The 17834-nt window shown below is 57.2% G+C and carries 16 protein-coding genes; 6 read left to right on the forward strand and 10 right to left on the reverse strand.

All coding sequences use genetic code 11. From position 1 onward, the window contains the following. Positions 1-8 precede the first annotated feature (8 nt). Positions 9-1397 carry an LCP family protein gene (locus H6G53_RS08420; RefSeq protein WP_190531981.1) on the reverse strand — a complete coding sequence of 463 codons (1389 nt, stop codon included), beginning with the start codon at positions 1395-1397 and terminating at the stop codon, positions 9-11. 304 nt (positions 1398-1701) lie between these two features. Next, positions 1702-2742, reverse strand: a complete 1041-nt coding sequence (locus tag H6G53_RS08425) for a hypothetical protein (RefSeq protein WP_190531983.1) — start codon at positions 2740-2742, stop codon at positions 1702-1704. 305 nt (positions 2743-3047) lie between these two features. Here H6G53_RS08425 and H6G53_RS08430 point away from each other — a divergent pair, with 305 nt between their 5' ends. Next, positions 3048-3665 carry a phycobiliprotein lyase gene (locus H6G53_RS08430; protein WP_190355259.1) on the forward strand — a complete coding sequence of 206 codons (618 nt, stop codon included), beginning with the start codon at positions 3048-3050 and terminating at the stop codon, positions 3663-3665. Between the two features lie 453 nt (positions 3666-4118). Continuing rightward, positions 4119-4880, forward strand: a complete 762-nt coding sequence (locus tag H6G53_RS08435) for a phycobilisome rod-core linker polypeptide (RefSeq protein ID WP_190527633.1) — start codon at positions 4119-4121, stop codon at positions 4878-4880. 353 nt (positions 4881-5233) lie between these two features. On the opposite strand, the gene groL is transcribed toward H6G53_RS08435, so the two are convergent. The 3 genes from groL to H6G53_RS08450 form a co-directional block, all read right to left on the reverse strand. Further along, positions 5234-6949, reverse strand: coding sequence for a chaperonin GroEL (gene groL / locus H6G53_RS08440; RefSeq protein ID WP_190531985.1), 1716 nt, complete (start codon positions 6947-6949; stop codon positions 5234-5236). Between the two features lie 240 nt (positions 6950-7189). Continuing rightward, on the reverse strand, positions 7190-7429 hold the full coding sequence (locus H6G53_RS08445) for a hypothetical protein (RefSeq protein WP_190531987.1): 240 nt from the start codon (positions 7427-7429) through the stop codon (positions 7190-7192). Positions 7430-7665: 236 nt separating this feature from the next. Further along, positions 7666-7971, reverse strand: coding sequence for a hypothetical protein (locus H6G53_RS08450; RefSeq protein ID WP_190531989.1), 306 nt, complete (start codon positions 7969-7971; stop codon positions 7666-7668). Positions 7972-8152: 181 nt separating this feature from the next. On the opposite strand from H6G53_RS08450, the gene pheS reads away from it, so the two are divergent. The 4 genes from pheS to folK all read left to right on the forward strand — a co-directional run bounded on the left by pheS (position 8153) and on the right by folK (position 11522). Then, positions 8153-9157 (forward strand): phenylalanine--tRNA ligase subunit alpha, encoded by a 1005-nt coding sequence (gene pheS / locus H6G53_RS08455; protein WP_099534160.1) that lies wholly within the window; start codon positions 8153-8155, stop codon positions 9155-9157. Between the two features lie 56 nt (positions 9158-9213). After that, on the forward strand, positions 9214-9951 hold the full coding sequence (locus H6G53_RS08460; protein ID WP_190531991.1) for a pantothenate kinase: 738 nt from the start codon (positions 9214-9216) through the stop codon (positions 9949-9951). A 290-nt stretch (positions 9952-10241) separates the two neighbouring features. Then, on the forward strand, positions 10242-11015 hold the full coding sequence (locus tag H6G53_RS08465) for an SDR family oxidoreductase (RefSeq protein ID WP_190531993.1): 774 nt from the start codon (positions 10242-10244) through the stop codon (positions 11013-11015). A 96-nt stretch (positions 11016-11111) separates the two neighbouring features. After that, a complete protein-coding gene (gene folK / locus H6G53_RS08470) occupies positions 11112-11522 on the forward strand; it encodes a 2-amino-4-hydroxy-6-hydroxymethyldihydropteridine diphosphokinase (protein ID WP_099534157.1) in 411 nt (136 codons plus the stop codon). Between the two features lie 76 nt (positions 11523-11598). On the opposite strand, the gene purU is transcribed toward folK, so the two are convergent. The 5 genes from purU to H6G53_RS08495 form a co-directional block, all read right to left on the reverse strand. Then, positions 11599-12453: a formyltetrahydrofolate deformylase gene (gene purU, locus H6G53_RS08475; protein ID WP_099534156.1), complete on the reverse strand. Its 855-nt coding sequence runs from the start codon at positions 12451-12453 to the stop codon at positions 11599-11601. Positions 12454-12751: 298 nt separating this feature from the next. Beyond that, positions 12752-13456 (reverse strand): DUF4340 domain-containing protein, encoded by a 705-nt coding sequence (locus H6G53_RS08480; protein WP_190531995.1) that lies wholly within the window; start codon positions 13454-13456, stop codon positions 12752-12754. Positions 13457-13469: 13 nt separating this feature from the next. Then, positions 13470-15269 (reverse strand): Gldg family protein, encoded by a 1800-nt coding sequence (locus H6G53_RS08485; RefSeq protein ID WP_199309182.1) that lies wholly within the window; start codon positions 15267-15269, stop codon positions 13470-13472. Positions 15270-15474: 205 nt separating this feature from the next. Continuing rightward, on the reverse strand, positions 15475-16287 hold the full coding sequence (locus H6G53_RS08490) for an ABC transporter permease subunit (RefSeq protein ID WP_190355307.1): 813 nt from the start codon (positions 16285-16287) through the stop codon (positions 15475-15477). A gap of 320 nt (positions 16288-16607) precedes the next feature. Further along, positions 16608-17717 (reverse strand): ABC transporter ATP-binding protein, encoded by a 1110-nt coding sequence (locus H6G53_RS08495; protein WP_190531996.1) that lies wholly within the window; start codon positions 17715-17717, stop codon positions 16608-16610. Positions 17718-17834 lie beyond the last annotated feature (117 nt).

Below are 17834 nucleotides of genomic sequence, written 5' to 3' on the forward strand. Positions count from 1 at the left end.
GCTCAACACTAGGGTGCGGCATCACTGCCCAGGCGCACCGTAATATCGGAACCTAAATCGCCCGTCGCCGATCGATCCAAGGAACCGTAGCCTAGCCGCCGTTGCACCAACTCAGCCAGATCCAGATCGCCGCCCTGGACAATGATTTGGGTGTCCCGTTGCACTTGGGGCCAAGCATCGATCGCTCGCACTTGCTGGAACCCCGCCCGCCGCAATTGGGCGATCGCGGCCGCCGATCGGGCCGGATCGCCGCTGGCATTTTGCACGGAAATGCGGCTGAAGGTTTGGCCATATTGATCGCGGGCGCTGGCGCTGAGGAGTTTGGTGCGCCGACCAACGCCGGGTCGATCGGGCGGAAAGTAGCTTTCCAACAGGCGGGCAACGGCCTTGGGATCGGGGTTCCAAAAGTTGCTGGCATCCATCTGACCCGGCAACAGCAACAGACGCACCTGCTCCGGCTCCTGCTGAATCAACAGGTGAACGAGGGCCAGCACCTCCGGGCGCGCCAGATCCGTGCGCAGGTATTTGTGAACCCGTTGGGCAATTTGGGGCAACTGGGGCAACACACTGGGGCTAAGGGCCCGATCGCGCAGGGCCCGTAACAGCAATTGCAACCGCTGCACCCGATCAAGTTCGCCCCAAGCACTATCCACTCGGTAGCGGGCGAACTGTTCAGCAGCACTGCCATCCAAGCTTTGCCAACCGCCATCCAGTTGAATTTTTAGTTGTCCCACCCGATCGCGGTAGCGCATCGCCTGGGGCACAGACAGTTCCACCCCACCCAGCAGATCGACCAATTCTCGCAAGCCTTCGGGGTTCAACCGCACGGTGCGATCGATCCGCAACCCGCCCAGGGTGTTGCTCACGGACTGCTGCACCAGGGCCGTACCGCCGATGCTGTCCGCTTCGTGCAATGCACCCACAGCTCCGCTGGGAAACACCACCCGCGTATCCCGAGGCAACGACATCACCGTCACAGTGTCATCGGTGGGATCAAATCGGGCCAGCCAAATGGCATCCGCATGACCATTCAAGGCTTCCGGCGCACCCAGAGGAATTCCGGGCGAAGGCTCCACCCCCAAAACCAAAATGGTGAGCGGTTGCAGGAGGCGATATTGCAACCCGCTGCGCCACAGGTGCTCTAGGGTTTCGTGGCGCATGAGGGGCATCACGGCCGGATCCAGGGGCATGAACAGGGCGGCGGCGGCTCCCAAGGTGGCTGAAATCGTGCCGATCGCCACGCCGGCCATGCCCCAAAACAGCAAGCGGGCCAACCAGCCCGATCGCGGCTGTTGCCAATCGGCAGCCATCCACCGCCCCAGCCGATCGGAATAGGGAGTGGCGGGCGGCTGAGCCGGTTGATCCGTGGGGGAGGAAAAGGGAGAAAACTGACTCAACGCTGACCTTGGACCCTAATTACGAATTGAAATTTACGAAATGGGATTTGAGATTTAGGATTTGGAATTTGGAATTTGGGACTAGGGCGTGTCGTCAAATCGTCTGAAACCTTGATTCCGCCGTTGGCAGATCGTGGGGGACAAGGGGCTTAAGCCCCTTGTTACAACGACTGGGACATGAACTGGGACATGGACAATCAATCGTTGCCACCTGATCCTAGGAAATGACGACAGTCCCTAATAAGAAAATGTGATTTCTGGTTCTTTTTCCTGCTCTTTGGATGAGTTTTCTAGCCGATCGCGCTCACGTCTTGGGCGACAAGCGCATTGTAAGCCGTAAATAGATGGCGATCGGCTGACCTGTGGCAGTGAGGGCCGGCAAAAATCGCAGTTGGGCGGCGCGGGCTTCGAGGGCCTGTTGGGTTGTCGCACTTAAACCCGGGGTCAGCAATCCTGCAAAGCCAACGGAGCCATCGGCCATTACGGCTAACCGTAAATCCACCGCTCGATCGGCCCAATTGGCTAACTCTGGGTAGTCTCGCAAGTTCAAACTCGGCGGCGCGGATTGCAACTGGGGCAGGCGACTCAGGTCGGCCGCTTGGACGATCGGGCTGCCATCTCCCGGTGTGGTTAGTTCTAACCCAACAATCGCCAGGCCGAATGCTTGGTTTCCCCCCTGGCCTGGATTGGGGTTGGTGCTTGGGCCGCCGGAATCCCCGGCATTGGGAGCGGGCGGGCGATTGGGATTTGGCCCCGTGCCATTGGGAGCAGAATTCGGGGCGATCGGGCGATTTGGGGGCGCATTTTGCCAACCGGGAGCGGCATAGTCCGGGGGCATGTTCGGATCGATCGGGTCGGGGTTGAAGGGCCGATCGGGAATCGGGGCCCCACCAGTCGGCTCGCCGGGCCAGCGGGGTTGGCTGGCGGCCCCCGAGCCTTGCAGTTGACCCGGATCCACTTGCCGCAAGGGAGCCAACGGCCGCAACGGTTGCCCCGCAGTGGGATTTACCGGAGGAGCACCGGAAGCAGCCGGATTAGCCGCCACAGCACTCGCGGGATTAGCGGGAACGGGGTTGGCGGGATTATTAGGGGCGATCGGCCCCGTTGAAGTTGCCGAGCCACCGGCCGCTGGCAAGGTCACCCGCACCACCGGCAAGGGCCCCGCCGTCGGCCCCGCTTGGGCCCCCGATCGCCCCACACTCCAGAGGGCTAAACCGTGAAGGGCGATCGCCCCCAAGGCCGCTCCCCACCAAAACCGGCGCGATCGGGTTGCCGGTTGGTAGTGAATGGGCAAGCCTTCCGGAGCAACAACATGGGTCGATCGAGCAACGGGGCGATCGGGCATGGTCTTTCACCAACTGTCCAACTTGATTCCAAATTCGTCCGTTGATTCAGAAAACCATTCGGACAATCATCCCGAGATTCAGCCCAAGATTTCCGGCAAAATCCAAAGTGGGGTTTCCTGCTGGTCGCCACCTGTTTCAAAATTAACGATTAATCAAACCATTCATCAGCCCATTCGCTAGCCGATTCATTTACCCGCAATTCTGCCACCGCGCTTTCGCGTCTTCAAGAATCCCACTTTGGCCCGCTGCCCAAGCGACTTCAAACCGGTCTCAACCTGTTAATTAACCTTTGCAAACCAATCCTATGACCGCCACCAGCACCGCACCTCAGCTCACCAGCGCCCTCGACTATTTCCGCCAAAGCGCCGGTCAATGGCAATCCCAGCGGGTCACCCACCACCTGGCCTTTCGGCGGGCCGAAGTGGGCGAATCGGAAATTCAGGTGGAAATGCTAGAGGTCACCGATCCGCGTTTGGCCGAAATTTGCCAGATGTATGACATTGACCCTGCCGCCGCGGCCGGTGGGGCCCTGGTGACCTGGAAAAGCTTGATGGCCTGGGATGCTTCCGAAGAAGACAACCACGAGGGACAAACGGTGATGGTGATTGTGCCGGATGCCACGGACGATCGCCGGGGCAAGCTGCTGCGGGAACGGGGCTATGCGGAAACGGCTCCCGTAGCCGGTGAATATCACCTGGACGAGGAAGGGGGCATGGTTTTAACCACGGAATACGAAACCATGAGTTCCGTGGAGCGTTTTTGGTTTCCCAATCCGGATTTACGGATGCGCACCAGTGTGCTGAAGCGGTTTGGCGGTTTCAACACGGCCACGTTTTGCACGGAAGTGCGGGTGGGTTGTGATCAATCGGCGGTGGCGGCCGGGGGCGATCGGGAGCAGGCGATCTCGGCCCTGGGTTGGTAATGCCTGAGTGGGTCACGATCGGGTTAGCCAATCCCGGGTTGGCCATCGAGGGGCGATCGCCCGCCAAATTCCTCAGAATCCGACTTGGTTCGTGAAGAACCACCAGCGACGCGAAACGCTTTGGTACAATTTGCGATAGCTAGCAATGCTTTTAAACAGTGGAGTGCTTCGGCGCTTCTGCTGACCGGGCGATCAACGCCTGGCCCCATCCGGCCAACACAGGCGCGATCGCACCATTCCCACAGCGAACCATGCGCGGCTCCCCGTGCATGTCAAGCTTTATTAAGCGTTTTTCAGGAACCGTGCTTGCCCTCGCGGCAATCTCGTAACCTGAAAAATGGCAAATTTGGCAGCGTCACCTTGTTGGTTCCTGCCAGCCGATGTGCCTTTAACAAGCGCACGTTAACAAAGCCCGTGACTTTTTGAGACTACCGAGACTACGGAGATTCTGACGTGGCTATTCCTGTATTGAGCTTCTCCCCTTCTTCGCAAAACCAACGTGTGGCTGGTTACGAAGTGGGCAGTGAAGAGCAACCGAAAATTTACGCAATCGAAAACGTCTTCTCTGGCGGTGACATGGACGAGCTGATCTGGGCGGCCTATCGCCAGGTCTTCAGCGAGCACCAAAACATCGCTAACAACCGCCAAACCTTCCTGGAATCGCAACTCCGCTACGGTCAAATCACCGTTAAGGATTTCATCCGGGGCTTGGCCACGTCGGATAGCTTCCGCCGCCTGAACCTGGACACCAACAGCAACTATCGCTTCGTGGAAATCTGCGTCCAGCGGATTTTGGGCCGCGACGTGTACAGCGAGCGGGAAAAGATTGCTTGGTCGATCCTGCTGCCCACCAAGGGCCTGCAAGGTTTCATCGATGCACTGGTGGATAGCGAAGAATACGCCGCTAACTTTGGCGACAACACGGTTCCTTACCAGCTTCGTCGTGTGCTGCCCCAGCGCACCGGAGGCGAAACCCCCTTCAACCTGAAGACTCCTCGCTACGAGGCTTACCACCGCAGCCAACTGGGCTTCCCGCAAGTGGTGTGGCAAAACTCGGTGCGTCGCTTCACTCCCCAAGAGAAGAAGGTTGGCGCTGGCAGCCCCGCTGGGTTCCTCGGCATGGCTCGTTCGGTGACTCCCTCGCTGCCGGTGGTGCCCCGCACGCCGTTGGCCAACATCAACATCGCTACCGCTGTGCCCTATCGCAAGCGCTAATCGCAAGTGCTAGGTGGGGCGATCGGGCGATGACTGCCAGGGTCTTGGGGCCCCTAGTCATTGCTCGGTTTCTGGGTTTTGCAGGACGAAGCTCAACAACTCACCACAATGCAACAGAGGGCCGGGATAATTCCTGGCCCTCTGTTTTTGCGTTTTTGCGTTTGCCTCAACGTCTCCGCAATCGAGACTCAGTCACTAAAACTCAATTGCTGATGCGATCGCATCAGTGATCGCTGATTCAGTGTTTGAGCTGGGGCGCTGGCAAGCTTTTGGATGATGGGAATTGCGGTCGGGCCCATCTTCATGGGCCCAATTGCAGCTAGGGAAACTGGAACGGGCGATCGAGCCAGGAATTACATCCCGAAACCGCCCATACCCATACCGCCCATACCCATGCCACCCATACCCATACCGCCCATGCCACCCATACCACCCATGCCGCCCATACCGCCCATGGGATCACCACCAGCGGGAGCAGCGGGTTTCGGTTCGGGTTTGTCAACCACGATCGCCTCGGTGGTCAGCACCAAACCGGCGATCGAGGCGGCATTTTGCAGGGCCGTCCGCAACACCTTGGCCGGGTCAATGATCCCCGCCGCTTGGGTGTCTTCGTAGGCTCCGGTCAGCGCGTTGAAGCCGATGTGATCGCCCTGGTTACGCACCTTTTCAACCACCACAGCGCCTTCGTAACCGGCGTTTTCGGCAATTTGGCTGAGGGGCGTGGTCAAGGCTTGGGCCACAATACCGGCCCCGATCGCCTCTTCCGCGTTCAGGGTGGCCTTGAAGCTTTCGGCCAGTTTGGCCAGGCGCATCAGGGTTGCCCCACCACCGGCTACCACCCCTTCCGCGATCGCGGCTTTGGTGGCGTTCACGGCATCTTCAATGCGCAGCTTCCGTTCCTTCAGTTCGGTTTCGGTGGCCGCGCCCACTTTAATCACAGCCACACCGCCCACCAAGCGGGCGATCCGCTCTTGCAGCTTTTCGGTGTCGTAGTCGCTGTCGGTGGCGGCCAGTTCGTCCTTGAGCTGTTGCACACGCGCGGCAATGGCGGCTTGATCTGCCCGATCGCCCGCCACGATCGTGGTCGAGTCCTTGGTGATCGTCACCTTTTGGGCATATCCCAAAACGCTGGTATCACAGGATTCGAGCTTCGTGCCCGTCTCTTCGCTCACCACCTGGCCATCGACCACAAGGGCGATATCTTCAAGCATGAACTTGCGACGCTCGCCAAAGCCCGGAGCTTTCACAGCGGCCACGTTCAGCACGCCCCGCAGTTTGTTGATCACCAAGGTGGAAAGCGCGTCACCTTCAATATCTTGGGCAATGATCAACAGCGATTTGCCATCGCGCACCACTCCTTCCAGAATGCTCACAATTTCCGCGAGGCTATTGATTTTGCCGTCTGTCAGCAGCACAGCCACGTTGTGCAACTCCGTGATCATCCGCTCGGAATCGGTCACGAAGTAGGGCGAGGTGTAGCCGCGATCGAACTGCATCCCTTCCACCACATCCACTTCGGTGGTCAAGGATTTCGACTCTTCCACGGTGATCACGCCGTTTTGGGTGACCCGATCGAAGGCGTTGGCGATCGTGCTGCCGATTTCTGGGTCGCTACCGGCGGCCACGGCGGCAATTTGGGCGATCGCCTCGTTGCTGCTGATCGGTTGCGCCAGCTCGTTAATTTCCGCCACCAACCGGGCAACGGTTTTGTCAATCCCGCGCCGCAGGGCCACGGGGTTGGTACCGGCGGTCACATTTTTCATGCCCTCACGCACCAGGGCTTGGGCCAACACGGTGGCCGTCGTGGTTCCGTCACCAGCAATATCTTTGGTTTTGGTGGCCACTTCGCGCACCAGGCGAGCACCCGTATTCTCCAGGGGGCTTTCCAGTTCAATTTCTTTCGCGATCGTGATGCCGTCATTCACGATGCTGGGAATGCCAAATTTCTTTTCCAGCAAAACGTTTCGGCCTTTAGGGCCCAGCGTGACGCGCACGGCATCGGCCAAGGCGTTAACACCGTTTTCGAGGGCGCGGCGCGATTCGTCGCTGAAGGAGACGATCTTAACCATAGGGGTGTGGGGTCGCTATCCGTGATTTACCAATGGTTCACCCCAAGACTGTATGCAAATTTGGCACTCTCGGAAAGGGAGTGCTAACCGAACCTATGGCTTGCCATTAATTGCCCAGCTTTCCCGATCGCTCGCTCGATCACGTGGCGTTTGCAGGATTATTCGCAGGGTTAAAGCGGCCATTAGTCCTTCAGTCCCTCCCTCAAGTCCCATCTCTCAACTTGTTTGCCCGATCGCGCCCTAAATTTCCTCAAAGCGAATGTTGGTGTTCATGGTGTCAGGAGACAGCATCGTTCCTTGCAACACCAACACCACCGAGGGGCTGCCACTGCCTTGAACCGTCACTTGGTCGCCCACTTCCAGGGTGTTGCGCGGGGCGGTGCTACTGGGTTTGAGGCCCAAGCTGGCCGGCGGGTCAAAAACAATGCTGAACCCCCATGGCCCGATCGTGGTGTTGGTGGTGCGTTCGGTGTAGCCCAAGCGGCCGAGCGCTTGGCGATAGAACTGGATGGCAGCTTCTGCGTTGGATTTGCTCTGGAAGTTCAGGCTTTGCTGACCGTAGGCATTAGACCTCTTGCATCAATCAAAACCCTCACCCTAAATCCCTCTCCCAAGTCGGGAGAGGGACTTGGCAACCAACAACGAAATCGCCGTTATTCCCGATTTCTGGCTCCCCTTCGCCCTCCTTGGGAGAAGGGGTTGGGGGATGAGGGCTGTTAACTGATTCGCGCAAGAGGTCTATTGGCCGCAAAGATGGCGGGCCGGTTGGCGGGGGCGGTGGTCGGTTGGGGCAACCCGCGCAGAATATTGAGGACGTTGGGGGCGCTGGGCTGGCTAGGGCGGGTTTGGGCGATCGCCCGGGGGGCTGATAAATTCAAAATCCCGATCGCCCCGCCGAGCATTCCACCGGTCACCAGCAAACCCAACAGCCCGATCGCCAGGGGATTCGCCGGGGAATTCGGGGTTTGGCGCTGGCTTGTCTGGCCCAGATAGCTGGTCTCAACCGTTTGAGGTTCGCTCATCATTAATTAACCAAATCCTAAGGCCAGGATCTTAGGCCAGAAAACAAGCGGGCGATCGCCCGATGCTCTATCCTTTGATGGGACGGGTGATGATTTCAGCCGATCGCTTTGCGATTTTTTGGCGCATTCGGCGAATTCATCAAACCCAACTCCATGCCGCCTTTCTCAATTGTTTTCAGCCATGACTGCCACCCAGGTCAGCGACCTCGAAGCCCAACTGAGCCAACTGCAAGCCGAAGCCCAAAGCGCGATCGGCCAAGCCCCTGACCTCGACGCGATCGAGCAGTTGCGCGTTGCCTTCCTGGGCAAAAAAGGCAAAATCTCCGCCGTGCTGGGGGGCATGGGCAAGCTGCCCGCCGAAGATCGGCCGCGGATTGGAGCCAAGGCCAACGAAGTGAAAGACGCGGTGCAAGACCTGCTCGATCGCCGACGGGCAGATCTGCAAGCGGCGGCCATTCGGGCCCGGCTGGATGCGGAAACCTTGGATGTGACCGCGCCGGGAACCTATCGCCCCTTAGGCCGCAAGCATCCCCTCGCCAGCACGATCGACCGGGTAGTCGATATCTGCGTTGGCTTGGGCTACACGGTGGCCGATGGCCCCGAAATGGAAACGGACTATTACAACTTCGAGGCCCTGAACACGCCCGCCGACCACCCGGCCCGCGACATGGCCGACACCTTCTATTTGCCCGATGGCAACCTGCTGCGCACCCACACTTCCGCCGTGCAGCTTCGCTACATGGAAGAGCGCGAACCGCCCATCCGCGTTGTGGCTCCCGGCCGGGTCTATCGACGCGACACGGTGGATGCAACCCATGCGGCCGTGTTCCACCAAATTGAGCTGCTGGCGATCGATGAGGGCCTGACCTTCACGGACATGAAAGGCACGATCGAAACCCTCCTGGGCGAAATTTTCGGGGAAGTGGAAGTGCGGTTCCGCGCCAGCTACTTCCCCTTCACGGAACCCTCGGCGGAGGTGGATGTGAAGTGGAAAGGGCGCTGGCTAGAGGTGCTGGGTTGCGGCATGGTGGATCCCAACGTGATGAAATCCGCTGGGCTGGATCCGGAGGTCTATTCAGGCTTTGCGGCGGGCTTTGGGGTGGAGCGCTTCGCCATGGTTCTGCACCAAATCGACGATATTCGCCGGGTTTATGCAAGCGATCTCCGGTTTTTGCGCCAGTTCTAAGCAGGCCTCACCCAATCAGGTTTAATTCCCATCAGGTTTAATTAATTGTGCTCCCGATGGCGACGAGCAACGATGGGGCCGATCGCTGGCGATCGCTGATGGTGGGAAATTCGCGCTGGCATTGGGGCGATTGGACGGGCGATCGGCTCGATTGCACCTGGGATGATGCACAGCCGCCCCCGGATCACCTGGCCCTAGAGCGACCCGTTTGGGCCGCCTCAGTGGTTCCGGGAGCACTCGATCGATGGAGCGATCGGGCTGACTGGCGCATCATCACGTTGGCCGATCTCCCGATCGGGGGGCTGTATTCCACCTTGGGGATCGATCGCGCCTTGGCTGTGCTGGGCGCAGGTCAGCGCTACGGCTTCCCGGCCCTGGTGATTGATGGCGGCACGGCCCTGACCGTGACGGCTGTGGATCCAAACCGGCAACTGATCGGCGGGGCGATCGCGCCGGGATTGGGGTTGCAATTGCGCAGCCTCACGGAAAAAACTGCCGCCCTGCCGGCCGTGCTGCCACCCACCCAACTCCCAACCCTCTGGGCCCAGGACTCGATCGGGGCGATCGCCAGTGGGGTGGTCTGGGGCGTGGCCGTCCTGGCGCAAACTTGGTTGCAAACCTGGCGATCGCGCTATCCCCACGGCACGGCAGTGATTACCGGCGGCGATGGCCCCGCGATCGCGCAATATCTCCGGGCAATTGACCCAACCCTCACGGTTGATTTACACCAGGATCCTTCCGTTATCTTTGCAGGCATTCAAGCCGTTCGTTCTGAAAGGATATCTGAGAAGTAACTTGGGGTACTTGTAAAGGTGCTAGTAGCCGCAGGGGCAAGGGGCTTAAGCCCCTTGTCTTCGTCGATCAATACAACCCACAAGGTAGTAGTTTGGGCTTTTTGGACATCCTCTCAGAACAAGCCAGAATTTTTCCAAAGCCCTTGAGCGCTCATCCGCTACCGATCAACCACAGATGAGCCAGAACGTAACAGAATATTAATAATCAGTTTAAACTGCTTAATTGCGTTGTTTTGAACTCGTTGGGTCGCGATTGCCCAGGACATTCTGATACTTTATTTCCCCCAATCATGACCCAAACTCAAGGTACGGCACTGGTTACGGGTTCCGCCATTCGGCTTGGCAAGGCGATCGCCCTCGGCTTGGCCAAAGCAGGCTACAACATTGCCCTGCACTATGGTTCCTCCCACGATGCAGCCCAAGAAACGGCGGCGGAATTTCGCGCTTTGGGAGTGGAATGCGAGCTGTTTCCCTTTGACTTGCTCCATGAACCGGACATGCAGTCTTTGATCGATCGCGTGCGATCGCGCTTTGGCGATTTAAACCTGTTGGTTAACAGTGCTTCCGTGTATGACGCAGCCCCGATCGCGGAGACAACGCCTGACCTGTTTGCCAAGCAATTTAAGGTGAATTTTGAAGCCCCCTACTTCCTCACCCAAGCCTTTGCCAAAAACGTCGGAACCGGCTGTGTGATTAACATCATCGACAACAAGGTGGCTTTCAACCAATATCAATATTCGGCCTATTTGCTCTCCAAAAAAGCCTTGGCAGAATTTACAAAATTGGCGGCGATCGAACTGGCTCCCCAAGTGCGGGTTAATGGCATTGCTCCGGGTGTCATTTTGCCCGCCGGGAGCCGCACCAGTGACTATATTCAGTGGCGAGTTCAGGGCATTCCCGTGAAGCAACAAGGCTCTACGGAAAACATTTCCCAAGCGGTGAACTATATCCTGAATAATCCTTTTGTGAATGGGCAAATTTTGTTTGTGGATGGGGGCGAATCCCTAACCAATGTGGGGCAAAATGCCGTGACCTACGAGCAGACCACCCAAATTAAGCAATAAACACAAGGGCGATCCCAACCGGCGATCGCCCTTTTTTCCAGCGATCGCCTGTTCCCGTTTAACCAACATTTGATCCCGCTTCTGAGGCTAAATTCCATGTATCAAGCAATTTTGTCCGTTGGTTCCAACATTGAACCCCAGCACCATTGCCAGCAAGCGGAGCAAATTTTAGCCCAGGAACATCAACTGGTTGATAAATCCGCTTACATTGTGACCGCTCCCGTTGGCTATCAAGATCAGGATGATTTCTTGAATGGGGCCTATTGGGTATCCACCCACTTAAGCTATTTGGAATTTAATCAATATTTGAAGGATTTGGAAAAGCGCCTAGGGCGTGTCAAGGGGCCAATTAAATCTGGTCCCCGGACGATCGACCTTGATATCATCATTTGGGATGGGCAAGTGGTGCATGATGATTTCTACAGCAAGGATTACACCAAGATTCCGGTGCAAGAGCTGCTCGATCGCCACGGAATTCAATTGGCGGCATCCCAGGCGATCGGCTAAATTTTCGGTGAATTTCCTGACCCGATCGCGTAACCGATTGCATCACCCATTTTCGGTGAATCTCTGGTTCAAAAACCTACTCAAACACCACCGTGCGGTTGCCATACACCAACACCCGGTTTTGTAAGTGCAACCGCACCGCTCTGGCCAAAACCACCCGTTCTAGATCTTTCCCCTTGCGGACCAAATCCTCAACGGTGTCGCGGTGGCTGACTCGGGAAACATCCTGTTCAATAATCGGCCCTTCATCCAGATCTTGGGTGACGTAGTGGGCCGTTGCGCCAATCACTTTCACGCCCCGATCGTGTGCCCGTTGGTAGGGATTGGCTCCGGGAAATGCGGGCAAAAAGGAATGGTGAATGTTAATTGCATTCGGGAAAGCCGCCACAAATCCCGGGGTAAGAATTTGCATATATTTCGCCAGCACCACCAAATCAATTTGATATTCCCGCAGTAGCTCCAATTGTTTAGCTTCAGCTTCGGCCTTGGTGTCTTTGCTGATGGGCACGTGGTGATAGTCGATGCCAAATTGTTGGGCGATCGGGGCCAAGTCCGGGTGATTGCTAATAATGAGAACGATTTTGGCGGGAATTTCACCGGCTTTGTTCCGCCACAGCAAATCCAGCAGGCAATGATCTTGGCGGCTAACCCAAATGGCCATCCGGGGCACTTCGTCAGAGAAGTGAAGCTGCCAAGTTGCGCCGAGGGGTTTGGCGATCGCCCCAAAGGCTGGATCAATTAAATCGCGGGGCAAATTAAACCCATCCAGTTGCCATTCCACCCGACTCAAAAAGAGATTGGCTGTTGGGTCTTGGTGTTGGTCGGCGTGCAAAATATTGCCACCGTTGGCATCAATAAAACTGGCAATTTTGGCGACTAAACCCCGTTGATCTGGACAGTTAATGAGCAGTGTTGCAGTGGCTAAAGACATGTTTGCAAAGGTGGCAGGCGCGATCGAACCTTTGAATTTTAAGCGAAACCCTGACGAACACAGGGCCGTAGATTCCGTAGGGGCGTACCGATGTACGCCCTCCGCTGTACGCCCTCCGCTGTACGCCCTCCGCCAGGATCAATCGCTTGATCTCCTTTGGGTATTGGGGGATCTGGCGTACCGGAGGGCGCATGGCGATGCACCCCTGCGGTGAGGCTGCGGGCGATCAGGGTTGATCGCCTGATCTCGGTTGGGTATTCGAGACTTGGCGTACCGGAGGGCGCATGGCGATGCGCCCCTACGGTGAGGCTGCGGGTGATGGTGAGGTCGTGGGGCTGGGGCTGGCTGTGGGACTAGCCGTCGGGCTGACTGTGGGGCCGGCTGTCGGGCTGGGCGTGACCGATCCACTCGGGCTGGGACTCGGGGGCGGCGGCGGTTGCTTCCATTCCGCCAAGGGCCGATCGACCGTGGCGAGCTGGAAATCCTTGGGGATTAAGGCCACAGACACCTTGCCCGGCAAGGGTTGGGGCGGATCCACCAGCGCATAGAGAAAAGAATCGTCAAACCCAGCCTGCCCGATCGCCAGTCGATGTTGCTGGCCGGTTTTCAGGCGCATCGTGATTTCGGCACGGGGGCGATCGAGGCCCAATTCTGCAAGCTGGGCGGGCGATCGCTCAATGGTGCGATCGCGCTGAGACGAGGCCAGCAAACTGGTCAAAAACGCCACGGCTCCATCGCTGGCCGGTTCCGCTGCACCTCTATTCAACCGCAGTTCCCACAGGGTTTGCCCCGGTTGGAAGTTGGCCCGGCGATCGAGCTGCACGGTTCGATCGCCCAGTTTCAGGGTCAACTGTTGAATATCGGCTTCCGCAAAGCCAAACAGCTTGGCCTGTTGCTGTTGTTGGGCTTGTTTTTGGGTGGATTGCGTCTCAAACAAAGCCACGCCACCGGCCACCCCCAGGGCGATCGCCAAAATCCAAAGGGTCGAAGATTTGAGCTTCATGGTCGTTCGCTCCCTAGCGTCGCTTCCACCACATCACACCCGCCAAGGTCAGCCCCCCGATCGGGAACACCCCCAACGCCAACAGCAGCAACAGCGCAGACTGTTGATTCGTGATGGTGAAACGTCGGTTATTAGGTTCGCGCGGCCGAATGGAAAGGCTGCTTTCCGCGCGATCGCCCAACCAACCCACCGAATTCAGAAACACATCGCCATTGAGCTGCTGGCTAAATAGCCCATCCGCCATAAACGACGAGTTACCAATCACCACCAGCCGAGCGGCTTTCGGAGGGGCCGGGCTGGGGGAAGGACTCGGCGAAGGACTAGGGGCCGGGCTGGGACTGGCCGTCGGGGATGCGGTTGGGGATGCCGTCGGGCTGGGGCTAGCCGTCGGGGATGTGGTCGGAGATACCGTTGGAGATACGGTCGGACTTGGGCTGGCCGTTGGGGATGCCGTTGGAGAGGCGGCTGGGCTGGGGCTGGCCGTCGGGCTAGGACTGGGGGAGGGACTCGCGGCCGGTTCAGGGGCGATCGCTCGTTCCAAGGCAACCCCCAAAACCAACGGCCCTTGGCGATCTTGCGGGGGCGTGAAGGTGAGCTGTTGGGCGGTGGGTTCGCTTTCAGCCCAACTCTTTTCGTCGGTTTTGATGAGAGGTGTAGCCGTGATGCCGCTGGTGGTGACGATTTCGAGCGATCGCGCCACCGGGTAAATCGAAACCCCGCCTTTGAAATCCTGGGTGATTGGGTGGTCACCATATTGGGTGACGATCGGGGCATCGGGGCCTAAACCGGCCAACTGACCCGTTCCCGACGCATCCACCACCAGGCGGTTATCCAGCTTCACCCCCCAACGGGTCAGCAACTGGCTGAGGCCGCCATCGGACGCGGGATCCAACAGCGCCAACAGCCGCCCACCCCGCTGCAAATAGGTTTCCAGCAGCACCAATTCCCGATCGAGCAAAGGACGTTGGGGGCCAATGATCGCCAAGGCAATGCCATCTTCGGGAATTTTGCCCTCGCGAATCAGGTTCAAGGGTTTGGCGATGAAGTTTTTGGTTTTCAGGCCCGTCACCGCTTCCGTCAAACCGCCCTGCTCCCCTTCAATTGGGCGCTCTCCATGACCTTGCAGGAAATAAATCGTTGCTTGGGTGGTGCTGGAAAGCTGGGCGATCGCGTTGGTTAACTCCGTTTCCTTCAGGCGACTTTCGGGCCCCAAGGTGGTCACTAAGCGTTTTTGTTCACCTGCTTCCAAATACACTTCCCCAAAGGATTTGACCTTAAAACTTTGGGCCCGGCCAAAATCCACCTGTGGATCCACTAATTCATAGGTGAAATTGGGATTTAATTTGGCGTAATTATTCAGCAGTTCCCGATCGGTATCAGAGAGCGATCGATCAAAAACCAAGATTTTGATTTTTTGACCCAAATTGCGTACCGTTTCCTGGGTTTCGGGAGCCAGCGTAAACAGTTGAGTTTCGGTTAAATCAAACTTGGTACTGTAACGAGATCCCAAGAAATTGATCGCCCCAAAAATTAGCAACGCGGCCAAGGTCGCCAACAATGCATTGGTGTTGGATTGGGTCGATCGCTGGCTCCAAGTGCGGCGCAAATTACCGTGGGTGACCAGCCAAATCCCGATCGCCACAATGCCAGCCACCATCAGCCCCCCAGCCAAGGGGCCCCAGCCACCCATAAAGCCCGCTGACAGACCCGCCGCCATCAGGAACAGGCCCACGAAAATTAGATATTTACCGAGATATCTAAGCCCAGATTTGAGATAACGAGGCAACAGTTGCCGCACAGATGCCAGTTTCATAGCCACTAAATCAGTTCCCCCTGAATGGCAAACAAGCCAGAATTAATACTGAATTCGCTCAATTTCACTTGCTCAATTTCACGCGCACAATTGCATTTCCCTAGTCGATTTTCTCAATTGCATTTCCCTAATCGCACTCAGGCGCTTGAACTCAGGCGATGAAATTTAGGCGATCGCCCCAAAATCCAGACTGCTGAGGATATGCCTAAGAGCGCTGAAAACGGAAGGTTTCCACCGATTGAGCCGTCAAGAAAATGCCGAGTAGGATATAGCTCAAAAACAAAATTACACTGCCTGTTTCGGGCACACCACGCACCGCCGCTTCGTAATGTTTCAGCAAAGATAAATGCCCGATCGCCTGACCCACATCACCCCCGATCGCATTAGCCAATAGATCAATAATCCAGAGGGAAAGATTGAGGGCAAAGGTCATCATCGCCGCCAAAACCGTGCTAGCCGTCAGGGATGACAGGAACATTCCCAGAGACAAAACGCCACCCCCCATCAGCAACAGCCCCAGGTGTCCTGATACTGCCACCCAAGGAGAAATGGGTGGATTAGAGGCCGCCAAAACAATCAATTCCAGCAACAGAATCGGAGCCAAAATGCTGGCAAAAAAGGTCAGCACCCCCAAGAGCTTGCCCAGGGCTACGGCCCAGTTCGTAATTGGTGATGTGGCTAATAGCTCGATCGTGCCGCGTTTGCGCTCTTCGGTATAGAGACTCATGGACAAAATCGGCAGAATGAAAAGGGATAGTGACCCCAAACTCCCCAAATAAATTTTCAGAAATTCATAGGGAACATCGATCGGCGGCACAGGAATGCCCATTTGCTGGCCCTGCATATCGCGCATGGCCGATTGGGCAATGATGCCCGCCGGCCCCAGCAGCACCGCCACAAAGAAGATGCCTGCAATTAACCAAAAAATACTAGCCACTCCATAGGCTAAGGGAGAGACAAAATAACTCTGTAATTCCCGTTGATAGATGGCCACAATATTGGCCAAAATCACTCGCAATCGATGTCCTAAGTTAACAGCCATGCCTCAGTTTCAACCATCCTTGAGAAAAATCTAAAAGTTAGCCGTGAAAGATGCGCAAGCAAAATCGAGAAGCCAGCATTCAGAATTGAAAGTTGAGAAGTAAGAAGAATCAGTCGTGGCAATTAAAGCAGGAAAGTATTAGGAAACCAGGTCAGGAGAAGACGCTCGAAGAAGGCAATCTTTGATTATGCAATTCATTGATTAGCCGATTGCCGATTCTGTCTCCGTAACTCGCCAGCCATGGGCAGAAAAGCTGGCAGCTCAAAACTGGTATGACAGATCAACCCAAGCGGGCCTTATTCAGCCGCTTCCGGGGGCGAGTCCGGGGAAATAGCAAGGTCGATCGGTTCGGGATCCGCAGCCACCGGATCATGGGAGTCGATCGCCCCAGTTATCTCCGTTGGGGTTGTCGGTTCCTCCGTGGTCAAATCCAAAAACACATCTTCCAAGGTGGCTTGGCTGCGGCGCAATTCACATAGCCCCAAATCGGCGGCAATGACGGCGCGGGCAATTTCCTGGGCCGGTTCCGTATCTCGCTCGATCGCCACTTTCAACCGCAATCGATCGGGTCGATCGCCCGGCGATCCTTGGGGCGTGACCGATCGGACTCCCGCCAACGTTTGCAACCGCTCCACCAACTGGGCCGCCCGATCGAGCAATTGCGGCGGCTCTCCTTCCGTCAGGGTCACCAACGCCGACTCAGCGCCATCAATTTCCAAGTCGTAGGCCGCGCCGCCCACACGGCCCGCCATCAGGTTGTCGGGGGTGTCGGTGGCCACCACTCGCCCACCGTTCACGATCGCCACCCGGCTGCAAGTCATGCTCACTTCCGGCAGGATGTGGGTAGACAAAATTACCGTATGGTCGCCCGCCAAACTTTTGATCAGGTTACGGACTTCCGCAATTTGGCGCGGATCCAGACCCACCGTTGGCTCGTCCAACACAATGGCCGGTGGATCATGCACGATCGCCTGGGCAATCCCTACCCGCTGGCGATAGCCCTTCGACAATTTATTAATGATGGTTTTGCGGCGATCGCTCAAACCACAGCGCTCGATCGACCAGCGCACCCGCTCCGCCCGATCGCCCGCCGAAACGCCCTTAATTCGCGCCACAAAGTTCAAAAATCCCTCCACCGTCATATCTGGGTAGAGAGGCGGCGTTTCTGGCAAATAGCCAATCCGTTCGCGCACCGCCATCGAATCGTCATGCACATCAAATCCCGCCACCCGCGCCGTGCCACTGGTGGCCGGTAGATAGCCGGTCAAAATTCGCATTGTGGTGGTTTTGCCTGCACCGTTGGGGCCCAGAAACCCCAAAATTTCTCCCGGCTCCACAGAAAACGTCACCTCGCGAATGGCTACGGTGCTGCCGTAGACCTTCCGCAACTGTTCCACTTCAATCATGGCGAGCGATCTCGGTCAAAAATCCCAGTCGATCGGCCCCAAAGCCGAGACCACGCCCCATTATGCCGCACGGCTTCCCGAACGACATGACCCGATCGTCAACCGGTTCGATCGTTT

Origin of the sequence: Limnothrix sp. FACHB-406, from assembly GCF_014698235.1 — a bacterium.
GTDB lineage: Bacteria > Cyanobacteriota > Cyanobacteriia > CACIAM-69d > CACIAM-69d > CACIAM-69d.